This is a genomic window from Sphingomonas albertensis (assembly GCF_014358075.1).
Classification (GTDB): domain Bacteria; phylum Pseudomonadota; class Alphaproteobacteria; order Sphingomonadales; family Sphingomonadaceae; genus Sphingomonas; species Sphingomonas albertensis.
In genome coordinates, this window is the sequence record NZ_JACONT010000057.1 from 1 (window position 1) to 18,909 (window position 18,909).

General features: G+C 67.4%; 11 protein-coding genes. 2 read left to right on the forward strand and 9 right to left on the reverse strand.

The features are described from left to right. Window positions 1-74: 74 nt before the first annotated feature. On the reverse strand, window positions 75-668 hold the full coding sequence (locus tag H8S47_RS17645) for a L,D-transpeptidase family protein (protein WP_328805610.1): 594 nt from the start codon (window positions 666-668) through the stop codon (window positions 75-77). Between the two features lie 227 nt (window positions 669-895). Here H8S47_RS17645 and H8S47_RS17650 point away from each other — a divergent pair, with 227 nt between their 5' ends. Further along, a complete protein-coding gene (locus H8S47_RS17650) occupies window positions 896-1,600 on the forward strand; it encodes a murein L,D-transpeptidase catalytic domain family protein (protein WP_187505086.1) in 705 nt (234 codons plus the stop codon). 188 nt (window positions 1,601-1,788) lie between these two features. Here the strand turns inward: H8S47_RS17650 and H8S47_RS17655 are convergent, their stop codons facing one another. The 7 genes from H8S47_RS17655 to H8S47_RS17685 form a co-directional block, all read right to left on the reverse strand. Then, complete coding sequence (locus tag H8S47_RS17655) at window positions 1,789-2,886, reverse strand: glycosyltransferase family 2 protein (protein ID WP_328805611.1); 1,098 nt, start codon at window positions 2,884-2,886, stop codon at window positions 1,789-1,791. After that, entirely contained in the window at window positions 2,883-5,393 is a 2,511-nt protein-coding gene (locus H8S47_RS17660) for a DegT/DnrJ/EryC1/StrS family aminotransferase (RefSeq protein ID WP_187505088.1), read from the reverse strand. Before H8S47_RS17660 ends, H8S47_RS17655 begins: the two co-directional genes overlap by 4 nt. Before the next feature lie 136 nt (window positions 5,394-5,529). Continuing rightward, a complete protein-coding gene (locus H8S47_RS17665; protein WP_187505089.1) occupies window positions 5,530-7,440 on the reverse strand; it encodes a CocE/NonD family hydrolase in 1,911 nt (636 codons plus the stop codon). A 244-nt stretch (window positions 7,441-7,684) separates the two neighbouring features. Beyond that, complete coding sequence (locus H8S47_RS17670) at window positions 7,685-7,984, reverse strand: hypothetical protein (protein WP_056052504.1); 300 nt, start codon at window positions 7,982-7,984, stop codon at window positions 7,685-7,687. A gap of 45 nt (window positions 7,985-8,029) precedes the next feature. Beyond that, a complete protein-coding gene (locus tag H8S47_RS17675; protein ID WP_187505090.1) occupies window positions 8,030-10,879 on the reverse strand; it encodes a M16 family metallopeptidase in 2,850 nt (949 codons plus the stop codon). 148 nt (window positions 10,880-11,027) lie between these two features. Beyond that, window positions 11,028-13,643, reverse strand: coding sequence for a porin family protein (locus H8S47_RS17680; RefSeq protein WP_187505091.1), 2,616 nt, complete (start codon window positions 13,641-13,643; stop codon window positions 11,028-11,030). Window positions 13,644-13,717: 74 nt separating this feature from the next. Next, entirely contained in the window at window positions 13,718-15,040 is a 1,323-nt protein-coding gene (locus tag H8S47_RS17685) for a sugar porter family MFS transporter (RefSeq protein WP_187505092.1), read from the reverse strand. 146 nt (window positions 15,041-15,186) lie between these two features. Here H8S47_RS17685 and H8S47_RS17690 point away from each other — a divergent pair, with 146 nt between their 5' ends. Beyond that, window positions 15,187-16,218 (forward strand): protein CsuE, encoded by a 1,032-nt coding sequence (locus H8S47_RS17690; protein ID WP_187505093.1) that lies wholly within the window; start codon window positions 15,187-15,189, stop codon window positions 16,216-16,218. On the opposite strand, the gene H8S47_RS17695 is transcribed toward H8S47_RS17690, so the two are convergent. Further along, window positions 16,203-18,596: a DUF3772 domain-containing protein gene (locus H8S47_RS17695; RefSeq protein WP_187505094.1), complete on the reverse strand. Its 2,394-nt coding sequence runs from the start codon at window positions 18,594-18,596 to the stop codon at window positions 16,203-16,205. The two genes, H8S47_RS17690 and H8S47_RS17695, sit on opposite strands and share 16 nt — an antisense overlap. Window positions 18,597-18,909 lie beyond the last annotated feature (313 nt).

Consider the following 18,909-nt stretch of genomic DNA (forward strand, 5'->3'; position numbering starts at 1 on the left):
AGGCGGGGACCCAGTCTGGGCTCCCGCCTTCGCGGGAGAACAAGGAAGGGATTACTGCCTTCGCCTATCCGCAATCACCGATCGAGCGAGACCGACTGGCGCAAATTGGCGATCGCGGTTTCCTGATCCGGGACCGGGGGCTCCGGCATCACGCCGCCCTCGAAATCGTCCGTTACCGTCACGGTCGTCCCCAGCGTCGTCGCCCCGAACAGCTGCTTGGCAAAGCCGAGCGGCACGCGGATGCAGCCGTGCGAATCAGGGAAGCCCGGGTTCCGGCCGGCGTGGATCGCGATGCCGTCCCAGGTCAGCCGCTGCATGAACGGCATCGAGGCATCGTTATACAGGTTCGACTTGTGGACCGCGTTCTTCTGCAGGATCGGATAGGTGCCGAGCGGCGTGTCCTTGCCGTCCTTGCCGCTGGAAATGGTCGTCGCCGCGATCATCGTCGAGCCGCGATAGACGAAGGCGCGCTGCTCCAGCAGGCTGATGACGATGCTGACCGGCTCGCTCGACCCATTGTCCTTCCAGACGAACTGGTTGGGCGAGAGTTCGGTCGCGGCCTGCTCGATCGGCAGCGCGGCGATCGCGGCGGCAGACGCGGCCAGAGCCGGGTTTGCGCCCGCCAACAGCGCGAAGGCCAGCCCCATTGCCGCAACCGATCGTACCACCCTGCTCATCCTACCGTCTGCCACCTGAGTCTCGAAATCCGTCTCGATAATTCGCCCAACGCACGATTCTCTGGAATGTGCCGCCGCGAGAGTTGAGTCGACGAACCGACCCCAAGCCGGGGTAGTTCGAGGGAACGGACCCACAACCAGTGGAAATGGTTGCAGAATATTCACCGAAAATCGGCTATACCCGGTTCACGGGAACTGGGGCAATTTCGGGAAAATCGATGCACGACGAGCAAGGTCTTGTGCGCGAACGACGCGCGCTTCTGAAGAACGGTTTGGTACTGGCGGGGGCTCTGGCGGTACCGGGTACCGTCTCCGCAACGACACGGCTCGGCCGCCCGCTGACGGCGCGCGACCTGAAGCCGATGTCGCAGCCACCGCTGCCACGCACCACGGTTGCGGTGACGTCGCCGAAGGTGGTTCGTCCCGACCTGCTGCGCCAGGCGATGGCGTCGCTCAGCCGTCACGGCAGCCGCATCCAGCACCACGACCGGATCGCGATCGCCGATTTCGCGGCACCGTCGGGCAAGCCGCGGTTCCACTTCGTCGACCTCGCCAGCGGGCGCAGCACGTCGTTGCTGGTCGCGCACGGCAGCGGTTCGGATCCGGCGCATACCGGGTATCTGGAGCGCTTCTCGAACCGCTTCGGCTCGAACGCCTCGTCGGAGGGCGCGTTCGTCACCGACGAATATTATGTCGGCAAGCATGGCCGCTCGCAGCGCCTGATCGGGCTCGATCCGACCAACGACAACGCGCTGGACCGTGCGATCGTCGTGCATTCGGCCTGGTATGCGAACAAGGACATGATCGAGACCCACGGCATGCTCGGCCGCAGCCAGGGCTGCTTTGCGGTCGGCGAGCGCGATCTGGACCAGGTGTTCGCCCGGCTCGGTGCCGGCCGGATGATCTACGCGGCGAAGGTCTGAGCTTTTAGCGGTCATCTCGACTCATTATCGTCATCCCAGCGAAAGCTGGGATATCCCGGTTTGGCGGGCGTCACCTAACACGTCAAATACCCCAGCTTTCGCTGGGGTGACGGATTGAGGCTAGGGGTTACGTACGAGCAATCGCCGCGACTGGCGTTCAGATTCCCGCCGCGACGGCGGTGATTCCCCTACTCCGCAGTCTGCGCCATCCGGCTCTGTTCCATCCGGCGGCGCGCGCGGCGGACGCCGCCGATGAGGCCCGACCACAGCAGCGCCTCAAGTCCGGCATAGCCCAGCCCGAGATGATCGGGCCGAACCGCCAGCACGTCCGCCAGCCGCACCGTTCCCGCGCGCAGACCCGCCCGGCCGATATCGCCCCAGCGTCGCGCCGTTTCCCAACGGATCAGGCGGATGTCGTGCGCGGAACAGTCGTGCGTGGCCAAGAAGTCCGCCTGGATCACGCTCAGCGCACTGCCCAGCATCGCCAGCGCGGCACGATCGGGGACCGGGCGCTTGGCCATGTTGTGCAGCATGATCAGCCGCGCGACCCGCTCCGCACGATCGTCGAACAGCCGGGCATAGCGTTCGGTCAGGACGCGGACGGATGCCGCCTCCATCGTATCGACGAAGCGCTTCGAGACGCCGCCGGGATGGACGCGGTACAGCACCAGCGCCTCGTCGAGCCGCGCGATCGCGCCGAAATGCTGGATCCGCTGATACAGGTCGAAATCCTCGGCATAGAGGAGCTCGGGTCGCGTCACCGGATCGAGCCGCCGCGCCACCTCGGTCCGCATCATCGTCGATGACCAGACCAGCGGATTCTCGATGCAGGTCAGCCACGCGACCAGCGCCGGCGTGGTAGTCGGCGCATAGCTGGAGGGGCCGACCACGCCGGCGGTCAAAAGCTCGGCAGCGGTGCCCAGCAGCACGGTGTCGGGGTGCGCGTCGAGATACGCCACTTGCCGCGCGAAGCGATCGGGGCGGCAGATATCGTCGTGGTCGAGCGCAGCGATGTAGCGCCCGCGCGCCTCGGCGAAACCGCGGTTGCGCGCGAGCACCGGGCCGCCGTTCTTCGCCATCACGACCAGTCGCACGCGCGGATCGGGCCAGGCGCGCACCACCTCACGCGTGTCGTCGGTCGAGCAGTCGTCGACCACGATCACCTCGAAATCGCCGAAAATCTGCGCCTGGAGGCTGGCGAGCGTCTCCTCGATCAGACCGGCGCCATTATACGCGGCCATGACCACGCTGACCGCGGGATCGGCGTTTCGATCGCGCGACGTCACGCTGCCGCCAAGGCTTTCGACGCCATCACCTGATCGATGATCATCAGCCCCACATCGTTCTGCCATAGCCACAAGCCATTGGCCTGCCCCGAAAAACTGCTCTCGCCGCCAAGCGGTCCCCATGGCACGAAACCCGCCGCCAGTCCCAGGCCGTACAGCCCGGGGATCGGCGCACCGTCGGCATCGACGATCCGGCAATGGCGGTCGACCATCGGCTGCCCGTCATGCGCCGCGAGCGGTATCTGGGTCCCGTCGCGATCGGCGATCGGCATGCCGATCGGGCGATAGCCGAGCGCGGCAACGACCAGGTCCGCTTCCTCGATCGTCGCCCGTGCGCGTGCGTCGTCGTCGCCCGAAATGCGGTGCAGCGTCACACGAGGATCGGGTGCGCGACCGTCGATGCCGAGCATCCGCAGCACCAGATCGCGCGCCTCGAGGCGGAAGCCGGCGAGACGGTAGACGAACCCCGACACCGGACAGATGTCGTCGGGGCCGAAATCGGTGAACCCCTCGGCATGCGCCGCCTCGACCGAATGATAGAAGGGGCGCAGCGGCCGGCGGTGCAGCAGCGTGACGGCCCCTGCCCCGAGCGGCAGCGCCGGCTGGCTCTTCAGCAGCAGCGCGATCGTCGTCAGCGCGCTGGTCGAGCCGCCGATCACCGCGATCTTCGGGTTGCGCTTGCCGGTCAGGATATCGGCGACCTTCTCGAACCCACCGACGGTCAGCACGTCGTCCGACTGGAGCAGGCGCCCGCTTGCGAGATCGACCAGGCTGGCCCCCGCAACGCGCTGCGTCGCGAGCCGGTCGAGCGGCTGGTGACCGCCGGTCGCGACGACGACGTTGCGCGCGAGCTGGTCGAACACATGGCCATCCGACAGCCGGCGGACCTGTACGCTCCACAAGCCGTCGCCGACACGTTTCGCACCCAGCGCTTCATGTCCGGTGAGCACCGTCCCGCCATTCTCGCGGACGATGTCGGTCAGCCGGTCGCCGGTTGCGCGCAACAGCGGCCCGACCTCGGTCAGCGGCACGCCCAATGCACCCTCATGCGCGGCGACCGCACGCCCGGCGGGATGATCGACCAGCCGCGCGAGTTCGGGATGCACATTGTCGCGCACCGCGGTCAGGAAGGTCTGCGCGGTCGAATCGGAGGTGATCGCATAGCGTCCGAGCCGCCCGCCACCGATCGCGTTGCCGCGCTCGATCACCATCAGCCCCGATGCGGCGAGATCGGGCAGCAGGCCGCGCTTGGTCGCCGAGGTCAGCATCGCCGTCCCGGCGGGACCGCCGCCGATCACGACGACCGAGGCGATGGCACCACCGGGGCCGCGCACCGACGCCCGCCGATCGCGTGGCCGGAGAATCGCCGCGCATGCCGAGGCCAGCGCCGTCGCCGCCCGCCGCGCATCCTCGACCGACATCGCGTCGGTGATCGGCAGCGACAGCATCCGCCCGGCGATCCTGTCCGCGACCGGGGTCGGCTCGATCATCGCGGTTGCCTGGAACCAGGGCTGTTCGCCGAGATGCGGGCTGAAATAGCGGCCGCAACCGACGCCGTCCGCCTCGATGCTCTCGACGATCGCGTCGCGGTGGTGTGCGATATGCTCGGGGAGCAGCACCGGCATGAACTGCATCGCGCGGCGGCGGCCCGACACCGCCTGGAACTGAAAATCGGGCAGTGTCGTACGGTAGGCGTCCTCCAGCACGGCGCGGTGGTCAGTGACCGCATCGATCTCGGCGAGCTTGGCCTGTGCGATGATCGCGGTGATCTCTGGCAGCTTGGCGTTGATCCCCGGCAGCGTGGCGTTGCGGCTGCCCTCGAACCCGAAATTGCCCATCGAGCGCAGCGTCGCGATCAGGTCGACGTCGCCGCTGTGGATCAGCCCGCCCTCGCCGACCGCGAATGTCTTGGTCGCGTGCATCGAATGCACCACGGCGAACGGCGCGCGTGCGCCGAAACCCAGCCCCGCATCGTCGAGCGTGCCGAGCGACGAGGCCGCATCGACCACCACGCCGACGCCGTAGCGCCGCTGGAAATGGACGTAGCGGTCGAGGTCGATCGCGTTGCCGAAGGTCGCATAGGGCACGACCACGCCGATCCGCTCGCCGTGTCGCTGGAGCAACCGCTCCTCCTCCAGCGCGCAGGCACCCCAGTCGTCCGGATCGATATCGCAGACCAGCGGCGTCAGCCCCGCCCACGCCGCCGCCTGCGCGGTCGCGGCGAAGGTGAGCGCGGGCATCAGCGCCAGCGTGCCCTGTTTCGGGTCGAGCCCCCCCGTCCGCATGCCCGATGCGTGACGGATCGCGAGCATCAGCCCCAATGTGGCATTGCCGACCGCGAGACACGCACCGTGGCCGCCGAACAGCGTGTCGGTCACCCCGGCCTCGAACGCGCGCACCTCGGGGCCGTTGTTGCTGAACACCCCCGATGCCTCGACCCGGCGCAGTGCATCGAGATGCTCGCTCAGGCGTGGCGGGTTTGGCGCGATCAGGGGGAGGCGTATCATCGGCGATCCGGTCTGTTGTGCGACAGGTCCATGCCCCACCGCCTCCTAAGAACCAGTTACGCGAGCAAACGCCAATATATGCAGGATAGTCATTTCCTTACATCACCCCGGATCGCACCCGGGGCGATGCAGGAGTTCAGCGTACCAGCGGCAGGCTGATATAGCTTTCGTCGGGGCCCGCGACGGTGATCTTCTGCGTCGCCTTCACGTAATCCTTGGGTTGCGCAAAGAAGATGTTCGGCACGAAGGTCTGCGGGTTGCGATCGTAGAGCGGGAACCAGCTCGACTGCACCTGCACCATGATCTTGTGCCCCGGCAGGAACACGTGGTTGGTGGTCGGTAGCGCGAACTTGTACTTGAGCGGTACGTTGGCGGCGATCGGCTTGGCGACGGCCAGATCCTCGCGGTAGCGCCCGCGGAAAATGTCCATCGCGACCGACAGCTGATAGCCCGCCATCGCCTTGTCGCCGGGATAGACGTCCGGATACACGTCGATCAGCTTCACGACCCAGTCGCTGTCGGTACCGGTCGTCGAGGCGGTCAGGTTCACCTCGGGAACGCCGGCGATCGTCGTCGGCGTCGTCAGCGCGTCGGTGGTGAAGGTCAGCACGTCGGGGCGGCCTGACACCGCACGCTGATCGTCGACCAGCCACTGTTTCCACGTCGATCCGCTCGCATAGGTCGGCAGCGTCGGGCGCACGCGGTAGCTGACCGGGGCGGCAGGGTCGGAGATATAGTCCGCGGTCGTCGCCGCGCCGCCCGCCGCCTGGAAGCCGAGCGCGCCGCCGGGCTTGAGGTAGAGCGGGGTGCCCGCCGCGGAGGCGGTCGGCCAGCTCTGGAGCTTCTGCCACTCGTTGCGGCCCGACTGGAACATCGTCACCGGCGCGACGTCCATCGCGGGCTGGTCGCTCTTCAGATAATGCGCGAGGAACGGCGCGAGGACGTGCCAGCGCCACCATTTCGCGGTGTCGGCATCCCATTTGATCGCGCCCAGCGCACTGCCGTCGCGCACCTCCTGGCCGTGATACCAGGGGCCCATCGACAGATAGACCATATCGTTCGCGGTGTCCTTGGGCTCGAGCGCGCGATACACCGCGGGCGCGCCGTAGATGTCCTCCTGATCCCACAGGCCACCGACGATCAGCGTCGGCACCTTCAGCGGCTGGCCCGCGAGCACGGTGTCCATCGCCTGCGTGGACCAGAACGAGTCATAGGCGGGATGCTGCGTGATCTTGCGCCAGAAGCCGAGCTGTTCGAGCCCCTGCGCCTTGCCGATCGCGCCCGCCGATCCGCCCTTGAGGTAATAGTCGTAGTCGTCGGCGGTGTCGGTGATCCACGGCGTGCTGGCGTCCTTGGTCGCCTCCTGGCCGAGGATGTATGGCATCATGCCTTCGCGAAACGCACCATTGTGGAACCAGTCGTCGCCGCGCCAGCCATCGACCATCGGGTTCATCGGCACCGACACTTTCAGCGCGGGGTGCGGGTTGATCAGCGCCATCAGCGGCAGGAAGCCGTCATAGCTGATCCCGCTGATCCCGACGCGGCCGTTGGACTCGGGGACGTGCTTCACCAGCCAGTCGATCGTGTCGTAGGTATCGGTCGAATCGTCGGTCTTGGTCGGGTTCTGGGCCGTGCCGGCGCGCGCCGGGTTCATCATGTAGATGCCCTCCGACCCGTGCATCCCGCGGACGTCCTGGATCACGCGGATATAGCCGGCCGCAGCGATCACGTCGCCGGCGCCATCGCCGTTCTGGAGGATCCCCGCATAGGTGCCGCTGTCGACCTTGGTCTGGCCGTCGGCGTCGTAGGGCGTGCGCGTCATCAGGATGCCGGCGTCTTTCGCGCCCTTGGGCACGATGATGACGGTATGCAGCTTCACCCCGTCGCGCATCGGAATCTCGACGACTTTGCGGACGTAATCATAGCCGACGTCGCGCGGCGCCATCTTGGCGGGGCGTTCGTCGTAATTCTGGGCGGTCGCGGGCAGGGCCTGGGCAGCCAGCGCAGCGAACGCGCAGGCGGTGAGCAGACGGGGCGTAAACTTCATTTTCTTCTTCCTTCCCTCCCGGACCGAAAAAGAAAAAGGCTCGCCTTTCCGTACGGAAATACGAGCCCCTCCCATAGTAGCTAGTGGATCGATCGCGTGATCACCCTCCGCCAAAGACCGTCACCCCAGCGAACGCTGGGGTCTCCCGCTTGGCGGTTGCTGGTGGCCGCTCGGTGAGATCCCAGCTTTCGCTGGGATGACGGGGCCTTGGGCGGGTCAGGTGTCACGCTCTTCGACTACCCCATTACGCCGTCCGCGTGCCGGTCAGCGGGAAGCTGCCGAAGGCGCCGGCCGCGACGCTGCCCTTGAGGACGTCGTCCTCGACGGTCGCCTTGCAGTCGAGCGTCATCGGCATCGGCACGGTCATGCTCTGCTTCCAGGTGATCGTGTCGCCATCGACCTCGCCGGTGACGTCCATGCCGCCCATCGCGCCCGATACCGCGCCGGTGAAGGTGCTGCCGGCGCTGTTGACGGTCAGCGTCATCTTCTGGTCGCCCAGCGGCGATTTGACCACGCAATCCCAGCTGCCATCGACGTTTGCCATTATTCTCTCTCCTGAAGCACCGCCCGGAACGCCCGGGCTCTGCAATTATTTGGCGCCGGCAACCGACGCCGCGGGGATGACCTCGACCGGCAGGCCGATGCTGTCAAGTTGCGGCCGCACCGTCTTCGCATCGCCGACCACGACCCAGATCGTCTTCTTCGGATCGAGCGCCTGCTGGATCGCTGTGTTGAGTTGCGGCAGGTTAAGCCCTTGATAGCGCTGCGTGATCGTCGCGTAGTAATCGTCGGGCCGCTTGAGCAGGTCGTTCTGCTGCATCGCGCCGAGCACCGCGTCGGACGTCTCGAAATTGCCCGACAGCGAGCGGATCGCGCCGTTGATCGCGCGGTCGAACTCCGCCTGCGTCATCGGCTCCTTGCCGAGGAACGCGCCGATGTCGTCGCGAAGCGCAGCGATCGACGGACCGGTCTGGTCCGCCTGCACCGGTGCCGACAGGACATAGGGTGCGGCCTGCTCGTTCTGCTGGAACCGGCCCGAGACGCCGTACGACCAATGCTTCGTCTCGCGCAGGTCCATGTTGACGCGGCCGAGGAAGCTGCCGCCGAGGGCGTCGTTTGCGGTCGCGATCGGCAACAGGTCCTGCGTGCCCTTCAAGCCGGTCGGCACGCCGGCGACGATCAGCGACTGCGGGCTGTCCGGCCGGTCGATCAGCACGATCTTCGGCGTGGACGGCGTTACGGTCGCGGGGAACGCCTTGGCACCGGGCGCGCCGGTCGGCCGCCATGTCCCGAACCGCGCATCGAGCGCCGCCTTCACCTCGGCCAGCGGACGATCGCTGACGACGAAGATCTTCGCCTTGTCCGGCCGCAACCATGCCTGCTGGAACGCGATCAGGTCGGCACGCGTCAGCCCCGCCACCGCCTTCGGATCGCCGCTGCCCTGCGCCTTGGCATAAGGCGAGGTCGGCCCGAGCAGCTTGGGCAGGACGCGCGTCGCCAGCCCCTGCGGGCTGGTCAGTTCCTGCGCAATCTGCGCCAATTGCTGGTTCTTGACGCGCGCGACCTCGGCATCGGCGAACGCCGGGTTCTGCGCGATGTCCGCGAACAGGTCGACCGCGGGTACGAGATTGGCGCTCGGCACCTGCAACGACAGGAAGGTCCGGTCGTTCGATGCGCCCGAGCCGATATCCGCGCCGAGCCGCTCCTTGGCTTCTGCCAAGGCGACCGAATCGCGCGTCACGGTGCCCTCGTCCATCATCGACAGCGTCAGCTTCTGCGTGCCGAGCTTGGTGGGCGCGTCGGCTGCGACGCCGGCATCGAAGCTCAGCACCGCCTGCGTCACCGGCACCGCGTCGCGCTGTGCGTAGACGACCTCGATACCGTTGCTCAGGCGCGTGCGCTCGACCTTCGGGAAGCTCAGCCCCGCGACCGTACCGACCGCCGGCAAGGCACCGCGCGTGCCCTTCGGCGGCGCTTCGGGGGCGGGCACCACATCGGCCTTGGGCGGGACGACCGCATTGGCATAGGCATCGCGCGCGCCGGGCACGACGGTCAGCGAATAGGCCGGACGCGACAGCCACTTCGCCGCCGCCGCGCGCACGCTGGCGGGCGTCTCCGCCGCGAGTTGCAGCAGCTGTTTCTTGTAGAAGCCCGGATCGTTCGAATACAGCGCGCCCTCGGCCAGCGCGACCGCCTTGCCGCCGAAGCCGCCGACCGATTCGAGCCCCTCCATCCTGCGCGCCGCCGTCGTCGTCGCGACGCGGCTGACTTCGTCGGCGGTCGGGCCGTTCTTGAGGAAGTCCGCGAGGATCTCGTCGATCCGCTTGTTTACCAGCGCGGGGTCGACGCCCTCGCGGACGATCGCCTGGATCTCGAACATGCCGAGCTGGCTGAAGCTGCTGTTCTCGGCGGAAATCCGCGTGACCAGTTTCTCCTTCTTGACCAGCGCGGTATCGAACCGGCTGCTGGCGAGGCCGCCGAGCACGCCCGCCGCGACGTCCAGCGCGGTGCCGTCCTTGTCGTTCAGGCCGGGCACCACCCAGTTGCGGCTGATCATCACCGCGGCGACACGGTCCTTGATCGTCTCGCTCACCGGCGCAGGCAGGGCCGGGATCGGCGCGGGCGGCACGATGCTTTCGGGCCCCTTGGGGATGCCGCCGAAATACTTCTCGGCGAGACGCTTTGCGGTCGCCGTATCGACATCGCCGGCGAGCACGAGCACCGCGTTGTTCGGGCCGTAATGATCCTTGAACCAGTCCTTCACGGTCTGCAGCGACGCCGCATCGAGATCCGCCATCGAGCCGATCGTGGTGTGGCCGTACGGGTGATCCGCCGGGAACAGACCCTCGGTGATCTTGTACTGGGTCAGGCCGTAGGGCTGGTTGTCGCCCTGGCGCTTTTCGTTCTGGACGACGCCGCGCTGCTCGTCGAGCACACCCTGCGTGATCGCGCCGGTGAGGTAGCCCATCCGGTCGGATTCAAGGAACAGTGCGCGGTCGAGCGCCGCGGTCGGCACCGTCTCGAAATAATTGGTGCGGTCGAAATAGGTGGTGCCGTTGAAGTCGGTCGCGCCGACCTGTTTCAGCGGTTCGAAGAAATCGCCCGGTGCGTTCTCGGAGCCATTGAACATCAGATGCTCGAACAGATGCGCGAAGCCGGTCTTGCCCTTGGGTTCGAACTTCGACCCGACATTATACCAGACCGACACCGCCACGACGGGCGCCTTGCGATCGGTATGCACGACGACGCGCAGGCCGTTCTTCAGCGTGAACTGCTGGTAGGGAATATCCACCGACTTGACGAGGTCGGCAACCGGGGCGGGCTTGGCTGCGGGCATCGGCCGCTGCGCCTGGCCGGACGCGAGGGCGGGCGAGACGAGGCCGGGCGAGACGAGGGCGATTGCAGCGACGCCGGCAAGCGCGCTCAGTTTGCGTGTCATGGTCGAACGATACCCCGAATTCGAATGATGTCGTCGCAGCATAGGCGGGCTTCGTCGGCGGGCAACAGGATTGATGGGTCGAATTCCGAAGGATCGACGCCCCGCTCCGGCGCAGTCCGTGCCAGCCGCCGACCGCGCGCCGATGGGATCAGAAGAACAGTTTGCGGATGCTGAGCCTGACGGTGCGGCCCAGCGGATCGAGGTAATCGGGCTGGTAGTTGTTCGGCGTCGCGCCGGTCGCGTCGGTCACGCGCTGGCGGGTGTTGAGGACGTTCTCGACCGACAGGCTGATCCGCATGCCGCGCAGCCACGGGCGCGCCTTGACCCATTCGAGGCGCTGGCCGAGGTCGGCGAACAGGCGGAGATTGGCGGTCGCGAGGCCGCCGAAGTTGAGCGTTTCCGGCGCGGCGGCGGTGCCGCCGTTGACGCGCGTACCGGTCGCGTAGTTGGCGGAGATGCGCGCACCGAGGCCGTTGTTGGTGTAGCCGGCCTGCGCCTCCAGTTCGTGACGCGACTGGCCGCCGCTGCTGCCGATCGCGTCGCCGTCGAGCAGGTTGAGGCTCGGGCCGCCGTTCGCGACGAGCACCCGGTCGGTGAAGTGCCAGGTGTGATAGACCGCGAACTGGACGCGGCCGCCCGCCTGCCCCCCGCGACCGCCGAACCCGCGCCCGCCGCCACGGCCGCCCCCGCCCCTTGGGCCACCGTCCGGACCGGCACCGCGGCCGGCCCCAGGACCGGCACCACCGGCGCCTTCGGGACGACGGAATCCGCCGGGGGGCTGCATCCCCTCGAACGGGTTGGGACCGGTCCCTGCGCGATACGCCTCCAGTTCGCGCTGGATCTTCGACTTGAGCGGTGCGGAGAAATTGATTCCCCAGCGCAGTTCGGAACGTTCGCTGCGGGCGTAGTTGATCGGGCGGCGATCGACCTGCAGCAGATTGCCCGCGTCGTCGCGGATGAAGCGGTCGGGAAACGCCGCCTCGATCGCGGCCGTTGCCGACGGGAAGGCGGCGATCGGGTTTTCGACGCGACTCTCGACATAGTTCGCGGTGATCGACAGGTCCTTGGCGGTCCACGGCTTGAGCGTCAGCCCGACCTTCTTGACGTGGTTGTTGTCCGCGATCAGCCCGGGATTGCCGCCGCTGATCGTCGTGACGGTCGCGGTCGTGCCGCGCACGTAATCGAAGATCCGGACGTTGGGCGTGGTGATCGACGGGTTGCCGAGTTGCTGCGCGGTCGGCGCCTCGTCGGTGTCGGTCACCGAGGCGATCACGCGGACGCCGTCGATCGGCGACCAGTTCGCACCATAGCCGAGCGTGGTCAGCGTGCCAAAATCCGACAGGTGATCCTCGGCGAGGTTGAAGTTCGCCGACAGCGTGCCGAGGAACGGCAGCACGTCCTTCGACCGGCTGGAGATCGGTACGTCGACGTTGATCTGGCCGTTGACGGTATCGCGCGACACCATGCCGCGCTGCGCCACCTGACCGCCGAGCAGATCGTCGGTGCGGTAGGAGCGGCTGCTGAAATCGGCGGTTTCCGCACCGAGCTTGAGCGTCGTCGAGACCGCCCCTGCGGGCAGGTCGAACAGGTTGCCGTTCGCCACCGCATCGACCCCGCCGGTGCTCTGGCTGGCATAGGCGCGGTTGCCGGGGGCGGCGCCGATATCGCTCGCGGTAAGGCGATTGAACGGACTGGCGGTCGGATCGCCGGCGGTCAGCCGCGTCTGGAATGCGGTCGCGTCGACGCCGGTGTCGGTGAAGGTCTGCGTGTCGCTGCGGTCGTAATTGCCGGTGACGTTCCAGCGCCACGTGCCGATATCGCCGTTGAGCGTGGTGCCGAGATGCGCTGCGATCGACGACACGCGCTGCGCGAGCGGGAGAAAGCCCTCGTCGTCGAAGGCGCGGTTGACGACGGTGCCATCCGACACAGTCAGCGCGGCGACGGGCAGGCCGTTGAGGCTGCGGCTGTCGGTCGATTCGATGCGCCCGTTGATGGTCGCGCCGATGTTGCCGAAGATGTTGCGGGCATACACGCTGTTCGCGGTGAAGGTGCTGGTCGCGGCCTGGAGGCTGCGGAACGGCGTGGCATCGACGATTGCGCCGTTCGCGCCGACTGCGGTGCTGGCAGGCGGGGTGATGTCGCGCTCCGCCTCGGTCAGCGCCGAGGTCGAGGTGTATTCGACATGCAGGTTGACCCGGCGATCGCGGGCGATGTTGAGCAGGTCGAGTTCGCCCTGTGGCGTGTTGCTGCCGCCCTCGGTCGGCATCTTGTCGGTCGCCTCGGCGGTCACTGCGCGAAAGCGGCGGCGCAGGACGAAGTTCACGACCTTCTGGTCCGCGCGATAGCCGTATTTGAGCGCAACCTCCTCGGGCAGGATCTCGACGCGCTGGATCGCCTCGGTCGGAATGTCGCGGATCTCGCTGAAGCTGGAGATGCGACGCCCGTTGAGCAGCACGACGGGCGCACCGCCGCTGCCGCGGCCGCTGGTCGTCTGCGGGCTCAGTTCGCTGAGCAGGTCGGAGATCGAACTGACGCCGTAGGAGCGGATCTCGGCCTGGCCCAGGCTCTGGTCGGGCGGGATATCGCCGATCACCGAACCGGGCAGTTTGCGCGATCCGGTGACGACGATCTCCTCGGCATCGGCGGCTTCGTCCTCTTCGGCAGCCTGCGCGGCAGGTGCGGGCGAGGCAGGCGTCGACGGGGCCTGTTGCGCCGCCGCCATCGCAGGCGCGCTTACCGCCAGAACCAGACCCAATGTACGCATAGTCGCTATTTCCCGATGATCGCCCTCGATCAAGGGGCTCGACTAAAGGGCAATTGTCGCAGGATTATGCCCGTTCACCGCGCCAGATGTGCATCCATGTCTTCCAGCGGCACGCCTTTGGTCTCCGGGAAGTAGAAGAACACGGTCACGAACTGCACCGCCATCATCGCCGCGAAGAACAGGAACGGCACGCCCGCCGACCAGGCTGCGGCTACGGGGAAGACCTGCGCGATCACCGCGTTCCAGCCCCAATGGCTCGACGAACCGATGCTCGATCCGCGCGCGCGGACGTTCTGCGGGAACACTTCCGAGATATACACCCAGATCACCGCGCCCGAGCCGGGGGCGAAGAACATGATGAAGACGATCAGCGACGGCAGCAGCAGCCAGCTCGGCAGGACTCCCAGCAGCGCGAGCCCGCCGACGGTGAGCGCGGCGGTCATGCCGGCCGAGCCCCAGAGCAGCAGCGTGCGCCGCCCGATCCGGTCGATCAGCAGCATCCCGAGCAATGTGAAGACCATGTTGGCGACACCGATCATCACCGCCTGGAGATCGGGCGAGAGGCTGCCGCCGGACGCCTTGAAGATGTCGTTGAGGTAATAGAGGAACGCGTTGATGCCGCTGAACTGGTTGAACATCGCGACCAGGAAGGCGAGCGTGATCGGCTTGCGGTGGCGCGACCAGGAGAGCTTGGCGTCGCCCTTCGGCGCATCGAGTTCGCGCCGCGCGATGTCGGGGCTCATCCCGACCATCGCCAGCACGTCCTTCGCTTCCGCATCGCGCCCCTTGGCGAGCAGCCAGCGCGGCGAATTGGGAATGCGGAACAGCAGCGCGAAGAACACCAGCGACGGCGCTGCGACGATCCCGAGCTTCCACCGCCACTCGACATCGCCGAGCCCGAGCGAGCCGATGACCGCGTTCGAGACATAGGCGAGCAGGATGCCGAGGATGACCGCGAACTGGAATCCGCCGACCATCTTGCCGCGCTGTGCGGGCGGCGCCAGCTCGGCGATATAGGCCGGTGCCAGCACCGACGAGCCGCCGATCGCGATGCCGTTGATGAATCGGAAGCCGAGGAAGCTGTGCCAGTTCCACGCCAATGCACAGCCGAGCGCGGTGACGACGTACAGGAAGGCGAGCATCCGCAGCACGTTGCGGCTGCCATAGCGATCGCCAGGCATGCCGACGAACAGCGCGCCGATCAGCGTACCCCATAATGCCGAAGACACGGTGAAGCCGAGCCACGCCTCGCTGAGCGCGAACTTCGCCTTGAGCGCGCCGGTGACGCCGGCGATCACCGCGGTGTCGAAGCCGAACAACAGCCCCGCCAGCGCCGCGGTGGCGACGCTCGCGATCAAGACGCTGCTGGGGCGGGCTTTGGAGGGGGTGATCGTCATGCCGGCTGTTTCGAGTGTTTCGGCGCGTCGGGCAAGGCATCGCAGACCATTTCGACCTGCGGAAAGACCCGAATCAGGTTCTTCAAAACGCATTAACGAATGCCGGCCAAGGTTCCTCGCATATCTTATGCCTGGGGGGCGACGCGTTGACGACCGGATTGCCGAAACTGTTCTTCGCCGTCCTTGCCTGCGCACCGTCATCGGCATGGGCGGCGTGCACGGTCACCAACACCGGCCCGACCGCGCTCGGTACCTATTCGCCACCCGCACTGGTCAATGGCGCGCCGCCGTACAGCGCGGTGCCGGGTGGATTCGACTGTCCGGGAACGGTCATATCGCTGCTGACGGGCAATTTCCTGCGTGCCACGGTGACCAGCGCGGACGGGTTCAAGCTGACCTCGACCAACGCCGCCGATACCGTCACCGCCCGCTATGTCGTCGCTGCGGACAGCGCCGGGGCATATCCGTTCACGCCCGGCACGCCGTTCGTCTACATGAATGGCGGCATCATCAACCTGCTCGGACTGCTCGGTGGAACGGCGCGCAACGTCCAGGTCCATGTCCGCCCCTCGTCGCTGACCGCCGTCGCGCCGGGTACGTACAAGGGCAGCTTCACGATCGGCTGGGAGTGGCGCTTCTGTTCGCTGCTCGGCGTCGGTTCGCTATGTGCGGGCACGCTCGACCAGAGCAGCGCGGTCACCTCGGCCAGGGTCGACGTGACGATGATCGTCTCGGCCAGGCCGGTCGCGGTCGTCATCACCACCCGCACGACCTATGATCCGATCTCCGCCACCAATAATCCGCGCGCGATCCCCGGCAGCAAACAGCGCACGACGATCACGCTGACCAACCCCGATATCGTCGCCGTCGACGCCAACTCGGTTGCCGTCGTGCTGCCGACGCCCACCCGCGCCGCAGTCGCGCTGGACGGCGACGGGACCGCCTCACCCGCGTTCGTGACCACCGCGGAAGGATCGCCCGCATCGTCGCTGGCAGTGACCTATGCCACCCCCGCGAGCACGACCGACGACGTCGATTTCTCGGCGAACGGCGGGACGAGCTGGAGCTATGATCCGACCGTCGCACCCCAGGCCGTCACCACGATCCGCATCCGCCCGCGCGGGACGATGGCGGCGGGGTCGAGCTTCAGCGTGTCGTTGCCCTACGCCCTGTTCTGATCGGGGCTTTGATCGGGCATGAACGGGGTCGGCGTGCCACCGACGATCTCCATCTTGGTCGCGGTCGAGCCGACTTCGATCCCCGCCTCGCGAAACTGGCGGAGCAGCGTGAACAGCAGTTCGCTGCGGATCGGATAGGCATCCCGGGGACTGGCCACATAGGCGAAGCAGTTGAACTTGGCGCGACCGGCATCGATCGAGTCGATGAACACCTTTGACTCGGGGTGATCGAGCACCTCGTGCTTTTCCGCGAACGCCGCGAACAGCATGGCCCGCACGGCATCGAGATCCTCCTCGAGCGGCACCGAGAATTGCAGCTGGATCCGACCGATCGGCGCGGCCAGCGTCATGTTCTGGATCGTCTTGGTGATCAGTTCCGAGTTCGGCACGATCAGCGTCGAGCGGTCCGCCACCTCGATCTCGGTCGAGCGCACGTTGATACGTTTGACGTCGCCCTCCATGTTGCCGATCCGGACGAGATCGCCGATCTTCACCGGGCGCTCGGCGAGCAGGATCAGGCCGGAGACGAAGTTCTGCGTAATCGCCTGGAGGCCGAAGCCGATGCCGACCGACAGCGCGCCGAGCACCACCGCCAGCTTCTCCATGCCGATCCCGAGCGCGCCGAGCGACCACAGCACCGCGGCGATGATCCCGGCATAACGCGCGACCATCGTCACCGAATTCTGTGCGCCGGCATCCATCGCGGTGGTCGGGAGGTAGCTGTTCACCAGCCAATGCTGGAGCCCGCGCATGATCGCCAGCGCGACGAACAGCACCGCGATCGAGCGCAGCACCGCCCCCGGCGAGATCGTGACCTGGCCGATCGTGATGCCGTTTGCGACCGTGCCGAACAGCTCGAACGCCGAGCCCACGCCGGCCCCGAACGGCGCCATCACCGCGCCGACCGCGAGCATGATCAGCAACAGCCGCAGCACCGCCGACAGCAGCACGCCGATCTGGTCGACGGTCTTGTTGTCGACGCCGAACCCACTGTTCGCCGAACGGCCGAGGCGGTTGCCGCTCGACAGCAACGTCCGGCAGGCGTCGTCGGTGAAGGTCATCATCAGGTACAAAGTCGCGCCGACGATCGCGCCCCAGACCAGCCACGTCGCGACCTTCAGCGCCAAGTTCACATAGCCGATCAGCCCGGCGAAGAACGCTGCGACCAGCACCAGCCAGACCAAGGTCGCGACGATCGCGAGGAGAGTGTTGCGCGCGGGCTTGGCCGGATCGGGCAGCGCGGCGGCGCGCAGGCGGCCGAGCGTCACCAGGATCGCGCCGAGCAGGACGATGTGCAACAGCGCGACGAGCGCGTTGGCGGCGCTCGACGCGGGCGCGCTGACGCCGATCAGCAGGTTGGTCGCGATCAGCAGCTGCCCGCCGAAGATCAGCGCCGCCGCCATCCAGCTATACGGCCGAAGCGCTTGCGCAGCGGCGTCGCCGATCGGCAGCAACCGCCAGGTCGGCTGGCTCCGCAGCAACAGCGCGCCGCCGAGCGACGAGACGAACGCCGCGAACCACGAGATCCCGACGAAGATCGCGCCGAACCGGCTCCATGCGGGCGAGACGAGTCCGCCCCAGCGCAGCGACGCGACGATCGCCCACGCCGCAAACCCCGGCAGCGCGGTGCCGATCACCACCAGCCACAGCGCATAGGCCGAACGTCGGAGGCGGCCACCGGGGGCGTGGTTGGTCGCATATCGCCGACCGACACCGTGCAGCCAGCGGCGCAGCGGCACGACCAGTATCAGCGCGGTGAGTATGCCGATCGCCAGGCCGGTTCCGGCGCGCATGTCGAACCGCGCACCGAACTGGCGGATCTCGGTGTTGACGAACCGCATCAGCCGCGCGGAATCCCGCGGGAAATGATCGACGATCGCGGCCCACAATGTCGGCGACAGCGGCGAGCCGGTGTTCTCGGACAATTGCTGGCCGAGTTCCTCCGCCTCGGCCGCACCGATATCGTCGATCTGCTGCTTGGCCTCGATCCCGATGAGGCGCGCGCGCTTGATCGCCGAGTCGATCGCCGACTGACTCTGCGCGAGGAGCCGGCGTTCGGTCCGGATCTCGGGCGCCTCGACCACGCCCGGGGTGGCGGCGCCGAGTTCCGCGACGCGCGCCTGGACCAGCGCCATCTCCGGCGTGAGCGTGCGGACCGCATCGGCGGCGGTGGTCTGCACGACCTGCGCGCGATCCCTGAGCGCCTGCCGCGCCTTGTCGTCGCGCGCGGCGGGCGTGGCGTCGTCGATCGCCTGGAGTTCCGTCGACGCCTTGGTGAGGCTGGCGGCGACGGTCGCGACCTTGGCTTCGTCCTGCGCGAGGGCGGGTAGCGCGGTGATCGCGAGCAGCAGCGCGGCGAGGTAACGGAGGAGGGTCATCGGTGGGCTTTACAGCGACGAGGCGGGAAACGGGAGGGGGTGGCGCTGGGCTCGGGTCGGGGCGCTATGGTTGCTGTTATCTGCGCCGCTTTGGGATGTGCATTTGCCTAACACCCGCCCCACCCCGGCGGAGGCCGGGGTCCAGTTGGAGAGGTCGCTGTAACGGAGTGCTGGCCTTCATCATCACCGGCTCCCAACTGGGCCCCGGCCTTCGCCGGGGTGGTGCTAATGGGACGTGATCACGCACACACGGCCGTCACCTGCACCCCTTTGTTCTCCCGCGAAGGCGGGAGCCCAGACTGGGTCCCCGCCG